The 20,002-nt window shown below is 74.8% G+C and carries 17 protein-coding genes; 9 read left to right on the top strand and 8 right to left on the bottom strand.

Annotation, left to right across the window (positions count from 1 at the left end; genetic code table 11):
* Positions 1-48: 48 nt before the first annotated feature.
* From ACFP1Z_RS15450 to ACFP1Z_RS15435, 4 genes are all read right to left on the bottom strand, one after another.
* On the bottom strand, positions 49-1,152 hold the full coding sequence (locus tag ACFP1Z_RS15450) for a threonine aldolase family protein (RefSeq protein WP_390316866.1): 1,104 nt from the start codon (positions 1,150-1,152) through the stop codon (positions 49-51).
* On the bottom strand, positions 1,131-1,892 hold the full coding sequence (locus tag ACFP1Z_RS15445; RefSeq protein WP_390316865.1) for an SDR family NAD(P)-dependent oxidoreductase: 762 nt from the start codon (positions 1,890-1,892) through the stop codon (positions 1,131-1,133). Before ACFP1Z_RS15445 ends, ACFP1Z_RS15450 begins: the two co-directional genes overlap by 22 nt.
* 29 nt (positions 1,893-1,921) lie before the next feature.
* Positions 1,922-3,316, bottom strand: coding sequence for a DUF6421 family protein (locus ACFP1Z_RS15440; RefSeq protein WP_390316864.1), 1,395 nt, complete (start codon positions 3,314-3,316; stop codon positions 1,922-1,924).
* A gap of 289 nt (positions 3,317-3,605) precedes the next feature.
* A complete protein-coding gene (locus tag ACFP1Z_RS15435) occupies positions 3,606-4,154 on the bottom strand; it encodes a GNAT family N-acetyltransferase (protein ID WP_390316863.1) in 549 nt (182 codons plus the stop codon).
* Positions 4,155-4,405: 251 nt separating this feature from the next.
* On the opposite strand from ACFP1Z_RS15435, the gene ACFP1Z_RS15430 reads away from it, so the two are divergent.
* From ACFP1Z_RS15430 to ACFP1Z_RS15415, 4 genes are all read left to right on the top strand, one after another.
* On the top strand, positions 4,406-4,972 hold the full coding sequence (locus ACFP1Z_RS15430) for a DUF5134 domain-containing protein (protein ID WP_390316862.1): 567 nt from the start codon (positions 4,406-4,408) through the stop codon (positions 4,970-4,972).
* Between the two features lie 134 nt (positions 4,973-5,106).
* Entirely contained in the window at positions 5,107-6,045 is a 939-nt protein-coding gene (locus ACFP1Z_RS15425) for a M56 family metallopeptidase (protein ID WP_390316861.1), read from the top strand.
* Positions 6,046-6,217: 172 nt separating this feature from the next.
* Positions 6,218-9,064 carry a M4 family metallopeptidase gene (locus ACFP1Z_RS15420; protein ID WP_390316860.1) on the top strand — a complete coding sequence of 949 codons (2,847 nt, stop codon included), beginning with the start codon at positions 6,218-6,220 and terminating at the stop codon, positions 9,062-9,064.
* Between the two features lie 336 nt (positions 9,065-9,400).
* The gene (locus tag ACFP1Z_RS15415) at positions 9,401-10,747 is read left to right on the top strand and encodes an FAD-dependent oxidoreductase (RefSeq protein ID WP_390316859.1); all 1,347 of its coding nucleotides are present in this window, start codon (positions 9,401-9,403) and stop codon (positions 10,745-10,747) included.
* 78 nt (positions 10,748-10,825) lie between these two features.
* On the opposite strand, the gene ACFP1Z_RS15410 is transcribed toward ACFP1Z_RS15415, so the two are convergent.
* Together ACFP1Z_RS15410 and ACFP1Z_RS15405 are read right to left on the bottom strand one after the other, a co-directional pair.
* Positions 10,826-11,188 carry an ArsR/SmtB family transcription factor gene (locus ACFP1Z_RS15410; protein ID WP_390316858.1) on the bottom strand — a complete coding sequence of 121 codons (363 nt, stop codon included), beginning with the start codon at positions 11,186-11,188 and terminating at the stop codon, positions 10,826-10,828.
* Positions 11,189-11,463: 275 nt separating this feature from the next.
* Complete coding sequence (locus ACFP1Z_RS15405) at positions 11,464-12,561, bottom strand: NADH:flavin oxidoreductase/NADH oxidase (RefSeq protein WP_390316856.1); 1,098 nt, start codon at positions 12,559-12,561, stop codon at positions 11,464-11,466.
* Between the two features lie 213 nt (positions 12,562-12,774).
* Between ACFP1Z_RS15405 and ACFP1Z_RS15400 the strand changes: the two genes are divergently transcribed.
* The 3 genes from ACFP1Z_RS15400 (at position 12,775) to ACFP1Z_RS15390 (ending at position 15,676) form a co-directional block, all read left to right on the top strand.
* Positions 12,775-13,452 carry a uracil-DNA glycosylase gene (locus tag ACFP1Z_RS15400; RefSeq protein WP_390316855.1) on the top strand — a complete coding sequence of 226 codons (678 nt, stop codon included), beginning with the start codon at positions 12,775-12,777 and terminating at the stop codon, positions 13,450-13,452.
* Positions 13,453-13,546: 94 nt separating this feature from the next.
* Positions 13,547-14,611: an N-acetylglucosamine kinase gene (locus tag ACFP1Z_RS15395; RefSeq protein ID WP_390316854.1), complete on the top strand. Its 1,065-nt coding sequence runs from the start codon at positions 13,547-13,549 to the stop codon at positions 14,609-14,611.
* Positions 14,612-14,716: 105 nt separating this feature from the next.
* Entirely contained in the window at positions 14,717-15,676 is a 960-nt protein-coding gene (locus ACFP1Z_RS15390) for a sirohydrochlorin chelatase (protein ID WP_390316853.1), read from the top strand.
* Between the two features lie 100 nt (positions 15,677-15,776).
* Here ACFP1Z_RS15390 and ACFP1Z_RS15385 read toward each other — a convergent pair whose 3' ends face one another.
* Together ACFP1Z_RS15385 and ACFP1Z_RS15380 are read right to left on the bottom strand one after the other, a co-directional pair.
* The gene (locus ACFP1Z_RS15385) at positions 15,777-16,847 is read right to left on the bottom strand and encodes a lactonase family protein (RefSeq protein WP_390316852.1); all 1,071 of its coding nucleotides are present in this window, start codon (positions 16,845-16,847) and stop codon (positions 15,777-15,779) included.
* Between the two features lie 88 nt (positions 16,848-16,935).
* Positions 16,936-18,429, bottom strand: a complete 1,494-nt coding sequence (locus ACFP1Z_RS15380; RefSeq protein ID WP_390316851.1) for an FUSC family protein — start codon at positions 18,427-18,429, stop codon at positions 16,936-16,938.
* 289 nt (positions 18,430-18,718) lie between these two features.
* On the opposite strand from ACFP1Z_RS15380, the gene ACFP1Z_RS15375 reads away from it, so the two are divergent.
* Positions 18,719-19,201 carry an Lrp/AsnC family transcriptional regulator gene (locus ACFP1Z_RS15375; RefSeq protein WP_390316850.1) on the top strand — a complete coding sequence of 161 codons (483 nt, stop codon included), beginning with the start codon at positions 18,719-18,721 and terminating at the stop codon, positions 19,199-19,201.
* Positions 19,202-19,244: 43 nt separating this feature from the next.
* Positions 19,245-19,985 (top strand): HAD family hydrolase, encoded by a 741-nt coding sequence (locus tag ACFP1Z_RS15370; protein WP_390316849.1) that lies wholly within the window; start codon positions 19,245-19,247, stop codon positions 19,983-19,985.
* Positions 19,986-20,002: the final 17 nt, after the last annotated feature.

The raw sequence follows: 20,002 nt of genomic DNA, 5'->3' as shown, positions 1-20,002 counted from the left end.
CGGGTACGCGCCGTTCCTCCCCTCGCGGGAATCCGCCGCACGGCGTGCCTAGCCCCGCGCGGCCTCCTCGGCCAGCGCGGCGGTGAAGGCGTCCACGTCCTGCTCGGTGGTGTCGAAGGAGCACATCCAGCGGACGTCGCCGGCCGCCTCGTCCCAGAAGTAGAAGCGGTAGCGCTTGCGCAGCCGCTCGGCCACCTCGTGCGACAGCCGCGCGAAGACGGCGTTGGACTGCACGGGGTGCAGGATCTCCACGCCCTCCACGGCCCGTACGCCCTCGGCCAGGCGCGTGGCCATGGCGTTGGCGTGCGTGGCGCTGCGCAGCCACAGATCTCCCGCGAGCAGGGCCTCGAACTGCACGGAGACGAACCGCATCTTGGAGGCGAGCTGCATCGACAGCTTGCGCAGATGCTTCATCGCCCGCACCGCCCCGGGGTCGAGGACGACGACGCACTCCCCGAAGACCAGCCCGTTCTTGGTGCCGCCGAAGGTGAGCAGGTCGACACCGGCGTCGGTGGTGAACTCCCGCAGCGGAACGCCCAGGGTGGCGGCCGCGTTGGCGAGGCGGGAGCCGTCGAGGAAGACCTTCATGCCCCGCTCGTGGGCGTGGTCGCAGATCTCGCGGATCTCCTCGGGCGTGTAGCAGGTGCCCAGTTCGGTGGTCTGGGTGATGGCGACGATCTGCGGCTGCGCCCGGTGCTCGTCGTCCCAGCCGAAGGCCTCACGGTCGATCGACTCGGGGGTGAGCTTGCCGTGTTCGGTCGGTACGGTCAGCAGCTTCAGACCGCCGACGCGCTCGGGGGCCCCGCACTCGTCGACGTGGATGTGGGCGGTGTCCGCGCAGATCACCGCACCCCAGCGCTCGCTCGCTGCCTGCAGGGCGACGACGTTGGCGCCGGTACCGTTGAAGACGGGGTACGCCTGCGCGGCCGGGCCGAAGTGCGCGCGCGTCAGCTCCTGGAGGTGGGCGGTGTACTCGTCCTCGCCGTAGGCGACCTGGTGGCCGCCGTTGGCGAGGGCGAGGGCCGCGAGGACCTCCGGGTGGGCCCCGGCGTAGTTGTCGCTGGCGAAGCCGCGCAGGGCGGTGTCGTGCCGGCGGACCGCGTCGGTCGTCCGGGGTATGGAGGGGGTGGTCACGGTTGCGGGGTCAGCCACTGACGGATTCCGTTCACTTGCGGGGCGGGCCGGTCCCAGACGCCGACGATGGCCTCGGCGAGGTCGGTGACGTCCGTGAAGCCCGCGAATTTCGCGTTCGGGCGCTCGGCGCGCATGGCGTCGTGCACCAGTGCCTTGACGATCAGGACGGCGGCGGCCGAGCGCGGGCCCTCCTCTCCCCCCGCCTTGCGGAAGGAGTCGGCGAGCGCGAGCGTCCACGCCTCGGCGGCGGCCTTGGCGGCGGCGTAGGCGGCGTTGCCCGCGGTGGGCTTGCTGGCGCCCGCGGCGCTGATGAGCACGTACCGGCCGTTGCCGCTGCGCTGCAGCGGGGCCTCGAAGGCGAGGGAGGTGTGCTGCACGGTGCGGACGAGCAGCTTCTCCAGCACCGCCCAGTCCTCCAGGTCGGTCTCGGCGAAGGTGGCCGAGCCGCGCCAGCCGCCGACGAGGTGCACGAGCCCGTCGACCCGGCCGAACTCCTTCTCCGTGCGGTCCGCCCAGGCCCGGGTGGCGTCCAGGTCCAGCAGGTCCACGGTGTCGCCGACGACGGTGGCCCCGCCGTGGGCGTAGCGCGCGGCGTCGACCGCCTCGGCCAGGCGGGCCGCGTCGGCGTCGGCGGCGACGACCGTCGCCCCGGCCTCGGCCAGCCGCAGCAGCGTCGCCCGGCCCGCCGGGCCGGCGGCTCCCGCCACCGCCACGACGGCACCGTCCAGCCGGCCGTTGCCGTTCGTCGGAACGCTCATGATCGTCGCCTCCCTCTCGCTGCTGCGGCTCACGCGGCCCGCCCTGCGGCGTCCGCGGTGATCCCCTTGGTCGAGGCGATCACGCCGCGCAGCTTCTTGGCAAGGGCCTCGTAGAACATGCTGAGCGGGAACTCGTCCGCCAGCACGTCGTCCACGAGCTTGCGGGGCGGCTGGTTCAGGTCGAGGGCCTGGGGTCCCTTGGCCCAGACGGAGCCGGGGTGCGGGGAGAGGTAGGTGGAGACGAGTTCGTAGGCGGCCAGCCAGTGGACGAGCTTGGGGCGGTCGATGCCGTCCCGGTAGAGCTTCTCGATCTCGCCACAGAGCCGGTTGGTGACCTGCGGGGCACGGTCCCAGTCGATGTGCAGGGTGTTGTCCGTCCAGCGTACGACGTCGTGCTGGTGCAGGTAGGCGAAGAGCAGCTGGCCACCGAGGCCGTCGTAGTTGCGGACGCGCTCGCCGGTGACCGGGAAGCGGAACATCCGGTCGAAGAGCACGGCGTACTGCACGTCGCGGCCCTGGGCGAAGCCGTCGGCCTCCAGCTTGACCGCCTCCTTGAAGGCGGTGAGGTCGCAGCGCAGCTCCTCCAGCCCGTACATCCAGAACGGCTGCCGCTGTTTGATCATGAACGGGTCGAACGGCAGGTCACCGTGGCTGTGGGTCCGGTCGTGGACCATGTCCCACAGGACGAACGCCTGCTGGCAGCGCTCCTGGTCGTCGACCATGTCCTGGATGTCGGGGGGCAGCCGCAGGCCGAGGGCGTCGACGGCGGCCGCGGTGACCCGGCGGAAGCGGGCCGCCTCGCGGTCGCAGAAGATACCGCCCCAGGTGAAGCGCTCGGGGGCCTCGCGCACGGCGATGGTCTCCGGGAAGAGGACCGCGGAGTTGGTGTCGTAGCCGGCGGTGAAGTCCTCGAAGGTGATGCCGAGGAAGAGCGGGTTGTCGTAGCGCGTGCGCTCCAGCTCGGCGAGCCAGTCCGGCCACACCACGCGCAGCACGACCGCCTCGAAGTTGCGGTCGGGGTTGCCGTTCTGGGTGTACATGGGGAAGACGACGAGGTGCTGCAGGCCGTCGGCGCGCTGCGCGGCGGGCTGGAAGGCGAGCAGCGAGTCGAGGAAGTCCGGTACGCCGAAGCCGCTTTCGCACCAGCGGGTCAGATCGGCGACGACGGCCTGGTGGTAGGCGGCGTCGTGCGGCAGCAGCGGTGAGAGCGCCTCGACGGCGGCGGCGATCCGCGCGACCTCGGCGCGCACGGTGTCGCCCGGTGGCGCGCCCTCCGCGGCGAGGTCGATGGAGCCGTCCCGGGACTGCCACGGCCGGATCGTCTCGACCGCGTTCTTGAGCTCCGGCCAGGCCGGGTGGTCGATCACACGCTGTACGGGCGAAACGTCGGCCGATATGGCCGTCGACGCAAGAATTTCCGTCATGACAACCCCTCCTCCGGAGAACCTGGCGTTAAGACACCGTATCCATGGGAGGTTCTTCCGCTCAAGAGGAAAATCAGCAAATTATCCTGCGCGCCCGCCGGTGGAGCTGCGGTTTTTCCTGCGGGGCCGGAGCGGGGCAGGCCTCAGGAGAACACCCGCGGCACACCCGGCCCGCGCGCCCCGGCAGCTGTCCTAGTCCGGTTCCGGCCACACCCTCATGGCTGCCCGGCCGGACGGGGGCGCGAACCGTCGTCCCGGTCACACCCCGCCCGCCGGGCCGGCCACGGGCTCAGGCGAGTTCCTTGACCAGCAGCTCGAACTCCAGGTCCGCGCGGCGCGGCACGCCGAAGCGCTCGTCACCGTAGGGGAAGGGGGACATCTGCCCGGTGCGCCGGTAGCCGCGGCGCTCGTACCAGGCGATCAGTTCGTCACGCTGGCGTATGACGGTCATGTGCATCTCGCGGGCGCCCCACTCGGCGCGCACGTAGCGCTCGGCCTCCGCGATGATCACCTTGCCGAGGCCGGCGCCCTGCAGCTCCGGACGGACCGCGAACATCCCGAAGTAGGCGTGTTCTCCCCGGTGTTCGAGCTGGCAGCAGGCGACGATCGCGCCGTCCCGCTCGGCCACGAGCATCCGGCTGCCCTCGGCGGTGACGACGGCGCCGACCCCCTCGGGGTCGGTGCGCCGGCCGTCCAGCAGGTCCGCCTCGGTGGTCCAGCCGGCGCGGCTGGCGTCACCGCGGTAGGCGGACTCCACGAGCGCGACGAGCTCCGGCACGTCCGCGGCGGTCGCGGCCCGGAAAGCCGGCCGCGTGGCGCGGCTGCTGGTGGTCTCCATGGATCCTGCGGTCCTCTCCGTACGGTTCGGGGCGTACACCCGCCCCCGAGGGACCCTAACCGAGGCGACGACACCCCCTCGCATGTGCGCCGCCCGGCGCCGGACGGTCCGGTGTGCCACCGCGCATACGCGGGCGCACAGCCGTGCGCCGTGTGACTGCCGTATGCGCCGATGCGCTCCCATGTGCCGCCGACGGGACGGGAATCCTCCGGAAGCAGGTCTGCGCGTCCGCGGATCCGGGGAGGTGTGCCGTGCACGGACCGCCGCTGGTCGACTGGTTGCTGGTGGTGGTGTCCGCCGCGACGGGCGCCTACTGCCTGGCCCGGATCCGGGCGGGAGCGGCGGACGGGCACGAGGCGGTGGGCAGCGACGCCCTGATGGGGCTCGGCATGGCCGTGATGGCCGTGCCCGGGGCCCTGCCGGGCACGCGGCCGTGGGGGGCTGCGGTCTTCGCGGCGGTCTTCGCCGCGGACGGGCTGCGCGCCCTGCTGGTGGCGCGCGGGCATCCGGAAACGCTCCATCTCCACCACGCCGTGGGCGCGTTCGCGATGGTCTACATGGCGCTGGCCATGGCGGGCGCCGACGGTGGCGGGCACGCGGAGCACGTCCAGGGGCCCCACGAACCGGCGGGTACACCGCTGTTGACGGGATTGCTGCTGCTGTACTTCGCCGTCTATGTCGTACGGTCCGTGGCCGTGCTCGTCCCCGTGGTGGCCCTCGGTCCCGGCGAGCCCGGCCGGCCGGAGCGGCCGGATCTGACCAACGCCTGCCGGCTCTCGATGGGCATAGGCATGCTGGCGATGCTCCTGACCCTGTGACCGCCTCTGCCCCTGTGACCCCCTTCGGGGCCCCGTGAGCGGTGGTCCGGCCGGCCCCGTACCGGGCCGTGTCGTGCGTCACTTCGCGTGCGGGGGCGTACCCGCACGGTGGGCATCTTTCATAGGCTGCCGCCATGATGGTCCCGCTCGCGCTGCTGGTCCTCGCAGGACTGGTTGCGGCAATGGCGCCGCGTGTGCTGACCCGTGCCGACTGGCCCGACCGCGAACCGGTGGTGGCGCTGTGGGTGTGGCAGTGCGTGGTGGCCTGTGTGCTGCTGTGCTGTGCTCTCGCGATGGCGCTGACGGGTGCCGCAGCCTGGGACGCCGTGCGCGGGCACGTGTTCGCGGCCGCGCCGCGCGGCGTGGTGGAGGCGTACGAGCTGCCCGCCTACGGCGCGTGGGCGGCGCCGCTCGCGCTCGTCCTGGCCGGCGGGGCCGCGTGGACCGTCGCGATGCTCAGCCGCGAGGTCCACGCGGCGCGGGCCCGCCGCAGGCAGCACCGCGCGGAGCTGCGGGTGCGCTCGCCCCGGCTGCCCGGTGAGGGCCGGGGTACGGGCCGGCTGGTGGTGCTGGAGAGCGACCGGCCGGAGGCGAGGTGGCTGTCGGACGGCTCCGCGCCCCGTCTGGTGATCACCACGGCGGCGCTGCGCCGCCTCGACGGCCCGCAGCTGGACGCCCTGCTCGCGCACGAGCAGGGCCACGCGCGGGCCCACCACGACTGGCTGCTGCACTGCGCCTCGGCGCTCGCGAACGGCTTCCCGCAGGTGCCGGTGTTCGCTGCCTTCCGGGACCAGGTGCACCATCTGGTGGAGCTCGCGGCCGATGACGCCGCGTCACGCCGCTTCGGCCGGCTGACGACCGCGCTGGCCCTGGTCGAACTCAACGAGGACCGCGGCGTGTTCGGGCCGTGCCCGAGTCCGCTGGCGCAGGTGCCGGTCCGTGTCCGCCGCCTCCTGGCGCCCTCGCCCCGGCTGACGGCGGCGCACCGGCTGCGGCTGACGGCGACGGCGGCCCTGGTGCCGGCCGTACCGCTGCTGGTGACGTTCGTACCGGGGCTCAGCGCGCTGCGCTGACACCGGCCGATCGCCGGTGACGGACGGGGACGCCGCGCGCCGGGTCCGAAACTCGCCCACGCACTTGTGCCGCCGGCATTGCCCGCCGCCGTCGGCGCCGCTTGCATGGCGCTGCCCGAACAGATACCGGGCGGCGGAGGCCGCTGCCCGGTGACTCGCGGAGGGGGTGGCCGTGCGGCGTTCCGGAGAGCGCACCGCAAGGTGGAGAACGTCCCGAGCATGTCATCGCTGGTCCGGTGCGGCGGCGCTGTGGGGTGCCGCCGCACTCGTCGTCCCCGTGGTGCCCGCCGTCGCGGCGCCGGCACCGTCCGTGCGCGCGGGGGACGTCGCGGGAGCGGACGCCGCCGTGCCCGCGCTGGTGCGGGGCATCCGGGATCCGGTGCGGGCGGGCGGGAGTGCCGCCGACGCGGCCCGGGCGCACCTCGCGGAGAAGGAGAGCCGGTACCGCATCGCGCACCCGTACCGGGATCTGGAGCCGGTGGGGACCACGGCGGCCGGTCATTCCGAGGTCGTACGTCTGCGGCAGAAGCACCGGGGAGTGGAGGTCCTCGGCGGGCAGTACGTCGTGCGGATGGAGGACGAGGGCGGCCGACGGGTCGTCACCGGCGCCTCCGGCAAGTACTTCACGGGGCTGACGGTCGGCACGGAGCCCGGGATCGACGCGAGGACCGCGGTCGAGCGGGCGGTGGAGGCCGTGGAGGACCAGCTCGGACCGTGGCGGCCCGCGCCCGGCAGTACGGCCGAAGGCCCCGGTGACGAGGGCGTGTTGACCGGGGAGTCCCGTGGCCTGGTCGTCCTGCCCAGGGGTCCCGGCGTGCTCACCCACCACGTCACCGTGCGCGGCAGTGCCCCCGGCTCGGGAGTTCCCGTCCTGCGTGAGGTGTACGTCGAGACACGGTCCGGGTTCCCGCTGCTCCAGTACAGCGGCGTCAAGTCGTTCCTGACCCCCGAGCGCGGGACTGCGCAGGGGAGTTCTCCGGCCGGGGGCCGCCGTGCGTCCGCGCGGCAGTCCGGGGAGAAGGGTTCCGGCGTGAAGCTCGACGGCAGGACCGTCGAGCTTCAGGTGGAGAAGGATGAGGCACGCAAGGCGTACGTCCTGCGTGACCGCACCCGCGCGGGCGCGGGAAGCGGCAGGAACGTGATCGCCACGTGGGACGCGCGCGGCCTGGAGTGGTACCAGGTCAACGGCGTGTGGCCGCCCGGCATCAGGGAGTTCGCCTCACCGGTCGCGGCCTTCGGGCAGGAGGCGACCGACGCGGGCGCGGTCGACGCGCACTGGGCCGCGGCCAAGGTCCACGACTACTACCGGAATGTCCACGGGCGCGACAGCCTGGACGGCCACGGCACGGCCGTCGACTCGCTCGTCGGGGTAGGGACGCACGAGCCGTACGCCAACGCCTTCTGGGACGGCGCCAAGATGGTCTACGGAGGCGGCGACAAGGAATACCGCCCGTTCTCCGCGGCCCTGGACGTCGTCGGTCACGACATGACGTACGCCGTCGTCGACAGCAGCGCGAACCTCGTCTACGCGGGCCAGTCCGGCGCCCTGGAGGAAGCGGTCGCCGACTACTTCGGCGGCGCCGTGAAGGCCGACACCTACGGGATCCCCATGGACAGCCCCGACTCCGGGCTGGTCGGCGAGGCGCTGTGCCGGACGAAGGGCCCGCGCGCGTGCGCCGTGCGCGACATGAACGACGGCAGGAGTACGTCCAGGTCCTTCGTCGGTGTCGGCACGGCCACCGACAACGGCGGCGTCCATCTCAACTCCACCGTCTTCTCGGGCGCGTTGTGGGACATCCGCAAGGACCTGGACCGTACGCTCGCGGACCGGATCGTGTACACGGCGCTCACGCAGTACCTGACCCCGCTGGACGGCTTCACCGGGGGCCGCGACGCCGTCCTCGCCGCCGCCCGGGACCTGAAGGTCACCGACGCGCAACTCCGGTCCGTCGAGCGCGCCTTCACCGCGCACGGCATCGTGCCCGGCTGGGAGATGGCCCTGGGGGTGGATTCCGATGTCCTGCTCCCCGGTGTCAACACCGGCCGGGACTACTACAGCACGGAGGTCGGGGCCGGCGGCGGCTGGTGGGTCGCGGCCAGGTCCAACGAGGACGGCTCCGAGCCGTACACGGTGTGGGCGGGCCGTCTGGACGGCACGGGCACACCCAAGCGGATCAGCCCCAACGACGGGCGGTACCACGTCGCTCCGGTCACCGACGGCAGGACGGTGGTGTGGAAGGTCGACCACGGCCGCAGCTCGGACATCATGGTCCGGCCGCTGGCCGGCGGACCGGTCAGGAAGCTGTACAACAGCGGCCATTTCCTGGGGCGGGTCCACTCGCTGAACGTCGAGGGGAACGTGGTGGCGTTCTCGGTCGGCCAGCGCCGCGGCGGGCGTCGCCTGGTCCACATGCGGCTGGACGACCCCACTCCGGTCGTGGTGGGCCCGCTGCCGTGGGCCAGGTACGCGTGGACGACGGCGCCCTCGCTGCGCGACGGCCGGATCTCCTTCGCCGATTTCCACCGCAGTCCCACCGGGTGGCGGTGGGACACCGAGGTCGTGGACACGGCGACCGGCCGGCGGACCCGGATGCAACAGCCCGACGCGCCGAGCGACATCGCCGTCACCGCGATCACGGGCCGGTACGTCTACTGGCTGGCCGAGCACGACCGGGACAGCGGGATGACGGCCGTGCGCCGCGCGGACCCCGACGGCACCGGCACCGTCGACATCAGCCCCGGCACGGGCCAGGACGCGCTGCGGGGCATCGCGCTGACCGCCACCGACGACGCCGTGACCGTCGCAGCGCGGACACCCGACGACCGGGTGCGCAACGAGACCCTGGGCAAGCTCTGGCAGCTCTCCCCCGACGGATCGCGCAGGGGCCGGGTCTCCTGCGACCGGGGCGAGCAGTTCTCCCCCGCCGCCGCGGGCGGGCGGCGGGTGGTGTGGGTCGACGCGACCACCGGCTCCACCGACCTGGTCACCCGCGGCCGCCCGGCCGGTGCCTGCGGCTGAGCGCGGCGGAGCGGGCGGGCCGAAGTCCGCGGTGCCGTCCGCCGGTTCGGGCGATCCCCCGCGTCGCCCGAACCGGCGGAGCCCGCCGCGCGGCCCGGCGCTCGGCCGGGCCACGCAGGGGTTACAGCATGTCCCCGAGCGGAGCCCCGGTCAATGAGACCGTTCGGTCGTGATGGCCGGATGCGGACGGCCCGCCCGGAGGGCGTCCGGGCGTCCTGAACCGGCCAGTGCCTCCCGTGCCGCTGCAGCATCAGGGTTCACGGTGCGATCCTGGTGGTCCGCGCGGACGCCCCGCCACGGTCCGCCGCGGACCGCCGCCGTGGGAAGGAGCCCACCGTGCTTCGCGTCGCAGTCGTCGGGTCGGGACCGAGCGGGGTCTACACCGCCGCGGCCCTGGTGGAGCAGCGTGCCGTCCCCGGGGTGCGGGTGGATGTGCTGGAACGGCTGCCGTGCCCGTACGGACTGGTGCGCTACGGGGTCGCGCCCGACCACGAGAAGATCAAGTCCCTCCAGGGGAACCTGCGCACGGCCCTGGAGCACCCGGGGATCTCCTTCTTCGGCAATGTCCCGGTGGGGGAGGCCCGGCGCGGGTTCGCGCCCGGGCAGCTGCTGGAGCTGTACCACGCGGTGGTCTACTGCGTGGGGGCCGCGACGGACCGGCGGCTGGGCATTCCGGGCGAGGACCTGCCGGGCAGCTTCTCGGCCACGGAGTTCGTCTCCTGGTACAGCGCGCACCCGGACGCGGCCGCCGGCTTCCGGCTCGGCGCGCGGTCCGCGGTCGTGATCGGCGTGGGCAACGTGGCGGTCGACGTCTCGCGCGTGCTGGCACGCGGCGCGGACGAACTGCGCCCCACGGACGTGCCCGACGCGGCGCTGGCAGCACTGGCCGGAAGCCGGGTGACGGACATCCACATGGTGGGCCGCCGGGGGCCGTCGCAGGCGAAGTTCACCACGAAGGAGCTGCGCGAGCTGGGCGCGCTGCCGGGTGCCGAGACGTTCGTACGGGAGCGGGAGGCGGCGCTGGATCCCGCGTGGGGCGATCCCTCCGGTCTGCCCGCGGTGGGGCGGCGCAATGTGGAGGTGCTGCGGGGCTGGAGCGAGCGGCCGCCGGCGGGGCGGGGACGCCGCATCCATCTGCGGTTCTTCCTGCGCCCGGTGGCGCTGTTGGGGGACGGGGCGGTGCGCGCGGTGCGGTTCGAGCGGACCGAGCCGGACGGGCGGGGCGGGATCGCGGGCACGGGCCGCTTCGAGGAGATCGACGCGCAGCTGGTGCTGCGGTCGGTGGGGTACCGGGGCGTGCCGATCCCGGGGCTGCCGTTCGACGCGCGCAGCGGGACGGTGCCGCACGACCGGGGGCGGGTGCTGCGGGAGGGGGTGCCCTCGCCCGGCGAGTACGTCGCGGGCTGGATCAAACGCGGGCCGACCGGGGTCATCGGCACCAATCGCTCGTGTGCCAAGGAGACCGTGGCCTCGTTGCTGGCCGACGCGGAGGCGCTGCTGGCGCGGCGGCCGCGGGGGGAGCCTCGGGCGGCGCTGCGGGCGGCGGGCCGGGAGCCGGTGGAGTGGCCGGGCTGGCTGGGCATCGAGGCGGCGGAGGCGGAGCTGGGCCGGCGGCTGGGGCGCGGTCCGGTGAAGATCCCGGACTGGGAGGGCCTGCTGACGGCCGCGCGCGGACGGGGCTGACGGGGCGGGCCGTACGGTCCGGCGCGGCCCCGCCGCCCGGCGTGCGGGAGGACGGCGTACGGGAGGACGGCGCGGGACCTAGCCGGCGGCGGTCCTGGCCGCCTGGCGGTCGGCGGCGGTCAGGACAGTGTCGAGCAGCCCGGGGAAGAGGGCGTCGAGGTCCTCGCGGCGCAGGGCGGTCATCTTGGCGGTGCCCCGGTAGGTCTGCCGGATCACCCCGCTCTCGCGCAGCACCCGGAAGTGATGCGTGCCGGTGGACTTGCTGACCGGGACCTCCAGGGCCGAACAGGTCTGCTCACGGCCGGACTTGGCCAGGGAGCACACGATGAGCAGACGCATGGGGTCGGAGAGCGCGTGCAGCACGCCCTCCAGGCGGATGTGCTCACGCGCGGGGTGGTCCAGGGAGCGGCCGGCGGACGGCTGGCGGGTCCGCGTCGTCATGGCTGCGCTCCTCGGGGTGCGGTGGATGCCGCTGCGGGCGGGTGGGAGATCCATCGTAGTTCGGCCGCGGCGGGCCGGGCCGCTCCCGTCGGCCCGGCGAGAAGGACCCACGCGGTACCCCGCCTGCGGGGAGCGGCTCATGGTCACCGTGTCCGCCCGGGGACCGGGGCCGCGTGGCCGCCACCGGGCGGAGCAGGGCCTCGCAGGCGGAACCGGCCTGCGGCAGCGCCGCTCCGCCGGCTGGGTTCCCGCCGGCGGAGCGGGGCCGACGGGTCTCAGACCGCCCAGCCGTACTGGTCGGGGCGGCGCGACCGGACGCCGAGAGCGGCGGCGGCGTCGGCCGGCCAGTACGGGTTGCGCAGCAGTTCGCGACCCATGAGCACCGCGTCCGCCCGGCCCGAGGCGACGATCTCCTCGGCCTGTTCGGGGCCGGTGATCAGGCCGACCGCGCCGACGGGCAGGTCCGTCTCCTCGCGCACCCTGGCGGCGAAGGGCACCTGGTAGTCGGGGCCGACGGGGATGACGGCCTTGGGGGCGATGCCGCCGGTGGAGACGTCGAGGAGGTCCACCCCGCGGGCCCGCAGCTCCTTCGCGAGGCGGACCGTGTCGTCCGCGGTCCAGCCCTCCCGGGGGTCCTCGGGGTTCTCGGTCAGCCAGTCGGTCGCGGAGACACGGAAGAACAGGGGCAGTTCGTCCGGCCAGACGGCGCGGACGGCGTCGGTGACCTCCAGGGCGAAGCGGATGCGGTTCTCGAAGGAGCCGCCGTAGGCGTCGGTGCGGCGGTTGCTGTGCGGGGAGAGGAACTCGTGGACGAGGTAGCCGTGGGCGCCGTGGATCTCGGCGACCTTGAAGCCGGCGGCGAGCGCGCGCCGGGCGGCATCGGCGAAGTCCCGCACGACGCGGGCGATGTCCTGGGTGGTCAGCTCGCCGGGCACGGGATGTCCGTCCGCGAACGGCAGGGGGGAGGGGCCGACGGGGCTCCAGCCGTCCTGGTCGGGGCCGACGGGCCCGCCGCCGCGCCAGGGGCTGGCGGTCGAGGCCTTGCGCCCGGCGTGGGCGAGCTGGATGCCGGGCACGGTGCCGTGGTCCTCAAGGAACGCGGTGATGCGCCGGAACCCCTCCTGCTGACGGTCGTTCCACAGGCCCAGGTCGGCGGGCGAGATACGGCCCTCGGGGGAGACGGCCGTCGCCTCCACCAGGATCAGCCCCGCTCCGCCGACGGCGCGGGCCGAGAGGTGGGAGAAGTGCCAGTCGTTCGGCACACCGGCGCCGGGCCCCCGGGTGTCCGCGCTGTACTGGCACATCGGCGCCATCCAGACCCGGTTGGGGATGGTCAGCGACCGCAGGGGGAAAGGCTTGAAAAGGGCACTCACGTGGGGCTCCGTCTCACAAGACTTGTACGAGAAACACCGTACTACGTAGGTGATCGGACACAGCGGCTCCGGAGCGCCCGTTATTCCCCCGCCCGCCGACGCACCGCGCTCACCCGTCCGAAGGACCGCACGACGGCCGGAACCGCTCCCCCGCCACCCCGGGTCCACGGCGGGGTTCGTCCGGGCCCGGGCTGGGCCAGTAGAGTGACGCCTGTGGCTGCACGACCTTTGCACGAGATCGTCGAACCGGGCTGGGCCAAGGCACTTGAGCCGGCCGCCGGCCGCGTCGCCGCGATGGGCGACTTCCTGCGCGCCGAGATCGCGGCAGGGCGCACGTACCTGCCCGCCGGCCCTCATGTGCTGCGCGCCTTCCAGCAACCCTTCGACGACGTACGGGTCCTGATCGTCGGTCAGGACCCGTATCCGACACCCGGCCATGCCGTCGGCCTGAGCTTCTCGGTCGCCCCGGAGGTGCGGCCGCTGCCCGGCAGCCTGGAGAACATATTCCGCGAGCTCCACACCGACCTGGGGCTGCCCCGGCCCGCCAACGGAGACCTCACCCCCTGGACCCGGCAGGGCGTGCTCCTGCTCAACAGGGCGCTGACCACCGCCCCGCGCAGGCCCGCCGCCCACCGGGGCAAGGGCTGGGAGGAGGTCACCGAACAGGCCATCCGCGCCCTCGTCGCCCGCGGCCGGCCCCTGGTGGCGATCCTGTGGGGCCGCGACGCGCGCAATCTGCGCCCGCTGCTCGGCGAGGTGCCCTGCGTGGAGTCCGCGCACCCCTCCCCCATGTCCGCCGACCGCGGCTTCTTCGGCTCACGGCCGTTCAGCCGCGCCAACGACCTGCTGGCACGCCAGGGGGCGGCCCCGGTGGACTGGCGGCTGCCGTGACCCCGGGCCGGACACCGGCACCGGTCGCCTGCTCCGGGGTACGGCCGGCCGGCTCCGGCACGCGGCCGACTTGCTCACGGGTGCGGTCTGCGCCATGAACCCGCGGGGGCCGGACGACGGAGCCGCGGCGGCCGGGCACGTCCTGGCCGTCGACTCGGGCGGCTCCGGGGTCCGCGTCGCCGTCGCTCCCGTGAGCGGCGGCGGGCCCGTCGCCGCCTGGTCGTCCGCGACCCCCCTCGCCGTCGGCGCCGAGGGCATCGACGCCCACGGTCTCCTCAGCCAAGTGCTCCCCGCCGCCGAACAGTTGCTGCGGCAGGCGGGCGCCGAGGAGTGTGCTGCGGCCTGCGTGGGCGCGGCCGGCATGGCCGCCCTCGGCGGGCAGCTGCGCGCCGTGCTCCCCGCCGCCCTGCGCTCCGCGCTCGGTGTACGCCGCCTCGCGCTCGCGACGGACGCCGTGACCGCCTACGCGGGCGCCCTCGGTCAGCGCCCGGGAGCGGCCGTCGCCGCCGGGACCGGAGTGATCGCCCTCGGCACCGGCCCCGGCACCGGCGGATGGCGTCGCGCGGACGGCTGGGGGCACCTGCTGGGCGACTGCGGCAGTGGCGCGTGGATCGGCCGGGCGGGGCTGGAGGCGGCACTGCGCGCGTACGACGGCCGCGCCGGCGGGTCGGCCGCGCTGCTGGCCCGGCTGGAGGCCGTGTTCGGACCGGCGCCCGACCTGCCGGCGATGCTGTATCCCCGCACGGACCGCCCCGCGGTCCTCGCCTCGTTCGCCCCGGAGGTCGCACGGTGCGCGCCGGACGACCCGGTCGCCGCCGGCATCCTGCGCGAGGCGGCCCGGCACATCGTCTCGGCGGCCGCGGCCGTCTGCCCGCGACAGGAAGCCGTACCGGCCGCGTCCGGCAGGGATCCGGCATCGAACGCCCCGGCGGCCGACGCGCCCGGGACAGCGGAAGTGGCGTTCACCGGCGGCCTGTTCCGCGTGGGCGAGCCCCTGCTCGCCCCGCTGCGCCGGGAATTGCGCGAGCAACTGCCCTGGGCCCGGCTCGTCGCGGCCTCCGGCGAGCCGCTCGACGGGGCACTGCGCGTGGCGGCGGCGCTGGTGACGGACGCTCTATTACTGCCCGTGGACGGGACGCTGCTGAGCGTCGTGCGGTGACCGCCCGGGGTCCCGCCGTGTGGCATCGCGAATAAACCCGGACAGAGGGCGCCGGAGCGCCCCCACCCGAACGTCCGGCCCGTCGAACGACTAACATGCGGCGCCATGAGCTCCCCCAACGGGCCCGCGCCTGGCCTGCCTGTACGAATGCCGCGTCCCCGACAGCCCGGACGACACCGGCGGCCGGAGCCCGCTGCCGCACCGGCGGGCGCGCCCCCGCTGGTCCTCGCCGTGCCCGGGGAGGCCGACCCCGCGACCCGTGCCCTGGCGGAGGAGGTCCTGAGCATCGCCCGCTCCGAGCTGCCCGGGCTGGACGCGTACGTCGGCCGGCTCGACGGCGACGGCGACAGCGAGGAGGGCGGGGACCAGCAGTCGCTGGAGCTCGTCCTCTCCCGGGCGGCCGCACAGCACGACGCCCGTGTGAGCGAAGCCCGCGAGGCCGGGGAGGCCGCCTCGCCGGAGGAGGCCGCGCTCTGGGAGCGCTGGCCGTCGGCCGTCGTCGTGCCGCTGCTGGCCGGCCCCGACAACTCCGTGCTGCGCCGTATACGGCACTCCGTCATGAACAGCGGTTCCGCGGCCGAGCTGAGTGACACGCTCGGCCCGCACCCCCTGCTCGCCGAGGCCCTGCACGTGCGGCTGTCCGAGGCCGGGCTGGCCCGCGCCGACCGGGCCCGGCTGTTCACCGTCGCGACGTACGCGGACGGCATCATCCTGGCGACCGTGGGCGGCGACGACGCCGTCGCGGCCGCGGGCATCACCGGCATGCTGCTCTCCGCCCGGCTGGCCGTGCCGGTGCTGGCCGCCGCGCTCGACGAGGAGGGCGCCATCGCCCGGGCCGCCGACCAGCTGCGGGCCGCCGGTTCGCAGAGCCTGGCGCTCGCGCCGTATCTGATCGGCCCCGAGATCGCCGAGGGGCTGGCGGACGCCGCCGCCAAGGAGGCGGAGTGCGCGGCGGCCCGGCCGCTCGGCGCGTACCCGGCCGTGGGCAAGCTCGTCGTCGCCAAGTACACGGAGGTCCTGGGCATGGCGGCGCAGCCTTCGCCGCAGGGCGCGCCGACGCGCTGACGCACCGTTCTCCCATCGCACCGGTAAGGGGCTCCCGCCATTGCGGGAGCCCCTTACCGAGTTGCGGACCGGGCCGTGTGCCCGGCCGTGCGGCTCCCGTTCAGACGAAGACGACGCAGGACGCCGCGGGTACCGTGATCGCGCCCTCGCGTCGCGGCGTTCCGGTCTCGGCGTCGAGGGAGAACCATGTGACGTCCCCGGAGCGCTCGTTGGCCGCGTAGAGGTGACGGCCCGAAGGATGCAGCGTCAGGTCGCGGGGCCAGTGGCCGCCGCAGTCGACGGTCGTCCGCAGGGTGAGCCGGTCGCCGCTGTCGTCGAGGGCGAGCACCGCGATGCTGTCGTGGCCGCGGTTGGCCGCCCACAGGAACCGGCCGTCCGGGTCGGCCACGGGGGCCGAGGGGAAGTTGGGCACGGTCGTGCCCGGCGGCACCACGGCCGTCTCACCGAGCGGCTCCAGGTTCCCCTCCCCCGCGTGCCAGCGGCACACCGTGACGGTCGACTCCAGTTCGTTGAGGACGTACGCGCGGTCCCCGCGGGGGTGGAAGACGAGGTGCCGGGGGCCGGTCCCGGGGCGCAGCGGGGTCCGCGCGTGCGCCCGGGGCAGTCCGCTGACCGGGTCGAGGGCGTACGTCCACACCGCGTCCGTGCCGAGGTCGACGGCGAGCACCCAGCGCCCGGACGGGTCGGGGACCACGGCGTGCGCGTGCGGTCCTTCCTGGCGGCCCGTGACCGGCCCGCTGCCGCGGTGCGCGAGGACCGCCGTGGGCGCGCACAGGCGTCCGCCCGGGCGGACGGGCAGGGCGCTGACGCTGCCGGAGCCGTAGTTGGCGGTCAGCAGGTGGGAGCCCGCGAAGGCGAGGTGTGTCGGGGCGTCGCCGCGCACGGGGACCGGACCGGCGAGCGGTTCGGGACGGGCGGGGTCGGCCAGGGAGAAGGCGGCGGCCGCGCCCTCGTCGGTCTCGCTGACCGCGTAGAGCACGTCGCCGCCGGGCGAGAGCGCGAGGTAGGAGGGGTTGGCGACGGCGTCGGTCGCGTACACGGGGGTGAGGGCGCCCGTGTCGGGGTCGCTCGCCGCGACGACCAGGCCCGGGCCGCCGGCCTGGGTGAAGGAGCCGACGCAGGCGAACCGCCCCCGCCGCCCGTGCCCGCCCTGCTCTCCGGTGCCGTTCACCGCGTACCCCCTCGTGCCGGAGACCCTTCGGGGCCTCACCGAACCACTGTGCGGCCGACGCTACACGGCGGTGGCGGGGGAACGGACCTCAGGCTTCCGCGAAGATCCCGTGCGTCTTGCCGCGCAGCGGTGCGGCGAGCGAGGAGAGCGCACCCTCCAGGTCGCGCAGGTGGGCCAGGGCGGGCTCGGCACCCGGATGCTGCTCCGGGACGCGGTCGGCGGCCACGGCGACGGAACCGGCCGTGGGCAGCAGGGCGTGCAGCGCGGCCTCCACGCGCCGGCAGGCGGTGGTCAGGCGGGCGTCGTGCGAGGCCTCGGGGTCGGCCGCGACCGCCGCGAGACCGCGTGCCTGCTCGGCGCAGACGTCGAGGAGGGCCAGGACCTGGCGGGCCCGGTCCTTGCGGGCCCGCAGGGGACTGAGCGGGTGCAGCAGGGGCGCGAGGGAGACGCGCACCCGGCCGAGGAGGACTTCGAGCTCGGCGACGTGCGGGGCGGGGTCGGCCGCGGCCTCGCCCGCGAGCCGGCGGGCGGACTCCGCGGCGCAGTGCCGTACGGCCAGCAGGGCGCGCCGGATCCAGGCGTCGGTGGTGCCGTGCGTGGCGACGGGCAGGACGAGGGCCACGGCCAGGCCCGCGGCGAGGGCGCCCACGAGGGTCTGCTCCAGGCGCAGCCCGAGCAGCCCGGGGTGGAGGACGCCGAGGAGTCCGTAGAGCAGACCTGCCATGACGGTCACGAAGAACATCATCCAGCTGTAGGAGGGCGCCGCCGTGTAGAAGATCCCGAAGACGCAGGCGGCCACGAGGGCCGCCGTGGGGACGGGCGCGCCGTCCAGCGGGACGGCGACGAGCAGGCCGACGGCGATGCCGGCCAGCGTGCCGACGACGCGCCGGAAGCCGCGCACGAGGGTCTCGCCGCGGGACGCGGTGTTGACGAAGATCCACCAGGCGGTGCCGACGGCCCAGTACCAGCGGTCGTCGGAGACCACGCGGCCCACGGCGAGCGCGAGGGCGCAGGCGAAGGCGGCCTGGAAGGCCTGCCGGGTGGTGGGGCGGGCGAGTCCGCGGGCCGTGAGCGGGGCGGGGCCGGTGGGCGGCGGGGTGCGGCGCTCGATGCACCACATGCCGAGGCGGACGGTCGAGGAGCCCGCGAGGCCCGTGCCGACGGCGGCGGCCAGGTGCGGCAGCTGCGCGGGCAGGGCGTGCAGGAACTGGGTGGCGAAGAACATCATGAAGCCGAAGATCCCCAGCGCGTTGCCGCGCGGACCCCAGCGGCGGGCGTACACCCCGCAGAAGACGACCGCGATGAACACCGCGTCGCGCAGCAGCGGCGCCCCGTGCAGCCACGTGGCCAGCGCGAGCACCGGCAGGCCGACGGCGGGCAGCAGCGCGGTGGTGACGGCCTGGCGTCGGACGGTGGGGTCGGCGACGGTGAAGAGCGCGAGCAGCGCGGCGAGCCCGGCGACGATGACGGCGGGCAGCGGCAGTCCGGACAGAGCGGTGATCAGGACCGCGAGGCCCACGCCGGCGACGGCGCGCAGCCCGGTGCGCAGCCGCAGCCGTCCCGGATCCGGAACCACGAACATCCTCTTCAGAGCTGCCGCCCCCTACTGTCCCCGAGGCACGCGTGCGCGTGCGGCTGGTCTCCGGCATGACAAAGGCGCTGCGGGGGTTCGGAGACCGGCTTCCTCGCCGTCCGACGCAGCCCGACGCAACGCCGCGGATCGGTGGGGGCCGACACGGACGACGGCACCGGACACACCGAGGACACCAAGGAAAACACCACTCCTCCACTGGCTCAAGAGCCACGCATCCGGCTGGGCCATTGGTACAGTGACGGACCCGGACCGCCGACCACGAGGAGACCGTTGGCCCATGGCCGTGGACGCCCTGGACGCGAAGATCCTGCGGCTGCTGCTGGAGCAGCCGCGCACCTCGGCGCGCGAGTACGCGCGCATCCTGGGCATCGCGCGCGGCACGCTGCAGGCCCGGCTCGACCGGCTGGAGCGCGACGGCGTGATCACCGGCACGGGCCCGCGGCTGTCCCCCGCCGCGCTCGGCCACCCCGTTCTGGCGTTCGTCCACATCGAGGTCAGACAGGGCCAGTTGGAGCCCGTGGCCCAGGCGCTCGCCGACGTCCCCGAGATCATCGAGGCGTTCTCGATGACGGGCGGCGGCGACGTGCTCACGCGGGTGGTCGCGCGGGACGCCGCGCACCTGGAGGACGTGATCCAGGTCCTGGTGCGGCTGCCGGGGGTGGTGCGCACGCGCACGGAGATGGCGCTGCGCGAGCGGGTGCCCTACCGCATGCTGCCGCTGGTGGAGGCCGTGGGCCGGGCGGCCGGGCCGGGCCGCTGACCCCCGTCCCGCCCGCCCCGGAGGCCTGCAGCATGCTGGGCCCATGAGAACGTCCCGAGATCTCCCCTCCCCCGGACCCGGACCGCGGCGGACCGCGGTCGTCTTCGACCTGGACGGCACGCTGGTGGACAGCGAGCCGAACTACTACGAGGCCGGGCGGCGGGTGCTTCTGCGGTACGGCGTGCCCGGCTTCTCCTGGGAGGAGCACGAGCGGTTCATCGGGATCGGCACGCGGGAAACCCTGGAGGTCCTGCGCCGCGAGCACGGTATCGCCGCGCCCGTGGACGAACTGCTCGCCGCGAAGAACCGCGAGTACCTGGCCCTGGCCGGGGCGCACACCGAAGTCTTCCCGCGGATGCGCGCGTTCGTGGACCTGCTGCACGGGTCCGGGGTGCCGATGGCCGTCGCCTCGGGCTCCTCGCGCGCCGCGATCGACGCGGTGCTGGCCGCGACGGGGCTCGGCGGCCGGATCTCGGCGGTCGTCTCGGCCGAGGAGGTCGCGGGCGGCAAACCCGAACCGGACGTCTTCCTGGAGGCGGCCCGCAGACTGGGCGTCGCGCCGGAGCGGTGCGTGGTGGTGGAGGACTCGGCGCCCGGCGTGCAGGCCGCGCGGCGTGCCGGGATGCGGTGCATCGCCGTGCCGTACGTACCGGGCGCCGCCGACGATCCCGCGCTGGCGGGGGCGGACCTTCTCTTCCCCGGCGGGCAGGGCGAGTTCGACGCCCGGCGCGCCTGGCGGTGGCTGGCCGACTCGGACCGCACGCTCCGCCGCACGACCCGGTGACCGCCCCGCCGCGCGTC

Origin of the sequence: Streptomyces gamaensis, assembly GCF_042656465.1 — a bacterium.
GTDB lineage: Bacteria > Actinomycetota > Actinomycetes > Streptomycetales > Streptomycetaceae > Streptomyces > Streptomyces gamaensis.
The sequence above is the reverse complement of the archived record's forward strand: the minus strand, read 5'-3'. Positions and strand labels throughout refer to the sequence as shown.

Excerpts from the sequence above, each read along its gene's own strand:
- ACFP1Z_RS15445 (WP_390316865.1), bottom strand. The coding sequence starts at position 1,892 with ATGAGCGTTCCGACGAACGGCAACGGCCGGCTGGACGGTGCCGTCGTG.
- ACFP1Z_RS15440 (WP_390316864.1), bottom strand. The coding sequence starts at position 3,316 with ATGACGGAAATTCTTGCGTCGACGGCCATATCGGCCGACGTTTCGCCC.
- ACFP1Z_RS15435 (WP_390316863.1), bottom strand. The coding sequence starts at position 4,154 with ATGGAGACCACCAGCAGCCGCGCCACGCGGCCGGCTTTCCGGGCCGCG.
- ACFP1Z_RS15425 (WP_390316861.1), top strand. The coding sequence starts at position 5,107 with ATGATGGTCCCGCTCGCGCTGCTGGTCCTCGCAGGACTGGTTGCGGCA.
- ACFP1Z_RS15410 (WP_390316858.1), bottom strand. The coding sequence starts at position 11,188 with ATGACGACGCGGACCCGCCAGCCGTCCGCCGGCCGCTCCCTGGACCAC.
- ACFP1Z_RS15395 (WP_390316854.1), top strand. The coding sequence starts at position 13,547 with ATGAACCCGCGGGGGCCGGACGACGGAGCCGCGGCGGCCGGGCACGTC.
- ACFP1Z_RS15390 (WP_390316853.1), top strand. The coding sequence starts at position 14,717 with ATGAGCTCCCCCAACGGGCCCGCGCCTGGCCTGCCTGTACGAATGCCG.
- ACFP1Z_RS15380 (WP_390316851.1), bottom strand. The coding sequence starts at position 18,429 with ATGTTCGTGGTTCCGGATCCGGGACGGCTGCGGCTGCGCACCGGGCTG.
- ACFP1Z_RS15375 (WP_390316850.1), top strand. The coding sequence starts at position 18,719 with ATGGCCGTGGACGCCCTGGACGCGAAGATCCTGCGGCTGCTGCTGGAG.
- ACFP1Z_RS15370 (WP_390316849.1), top strand. The coding sequence starts at position 19,245 with ATGAGAACGTCCCGAGATCTCCCCTCCCCCGGACCCGGACCGCGGCGG.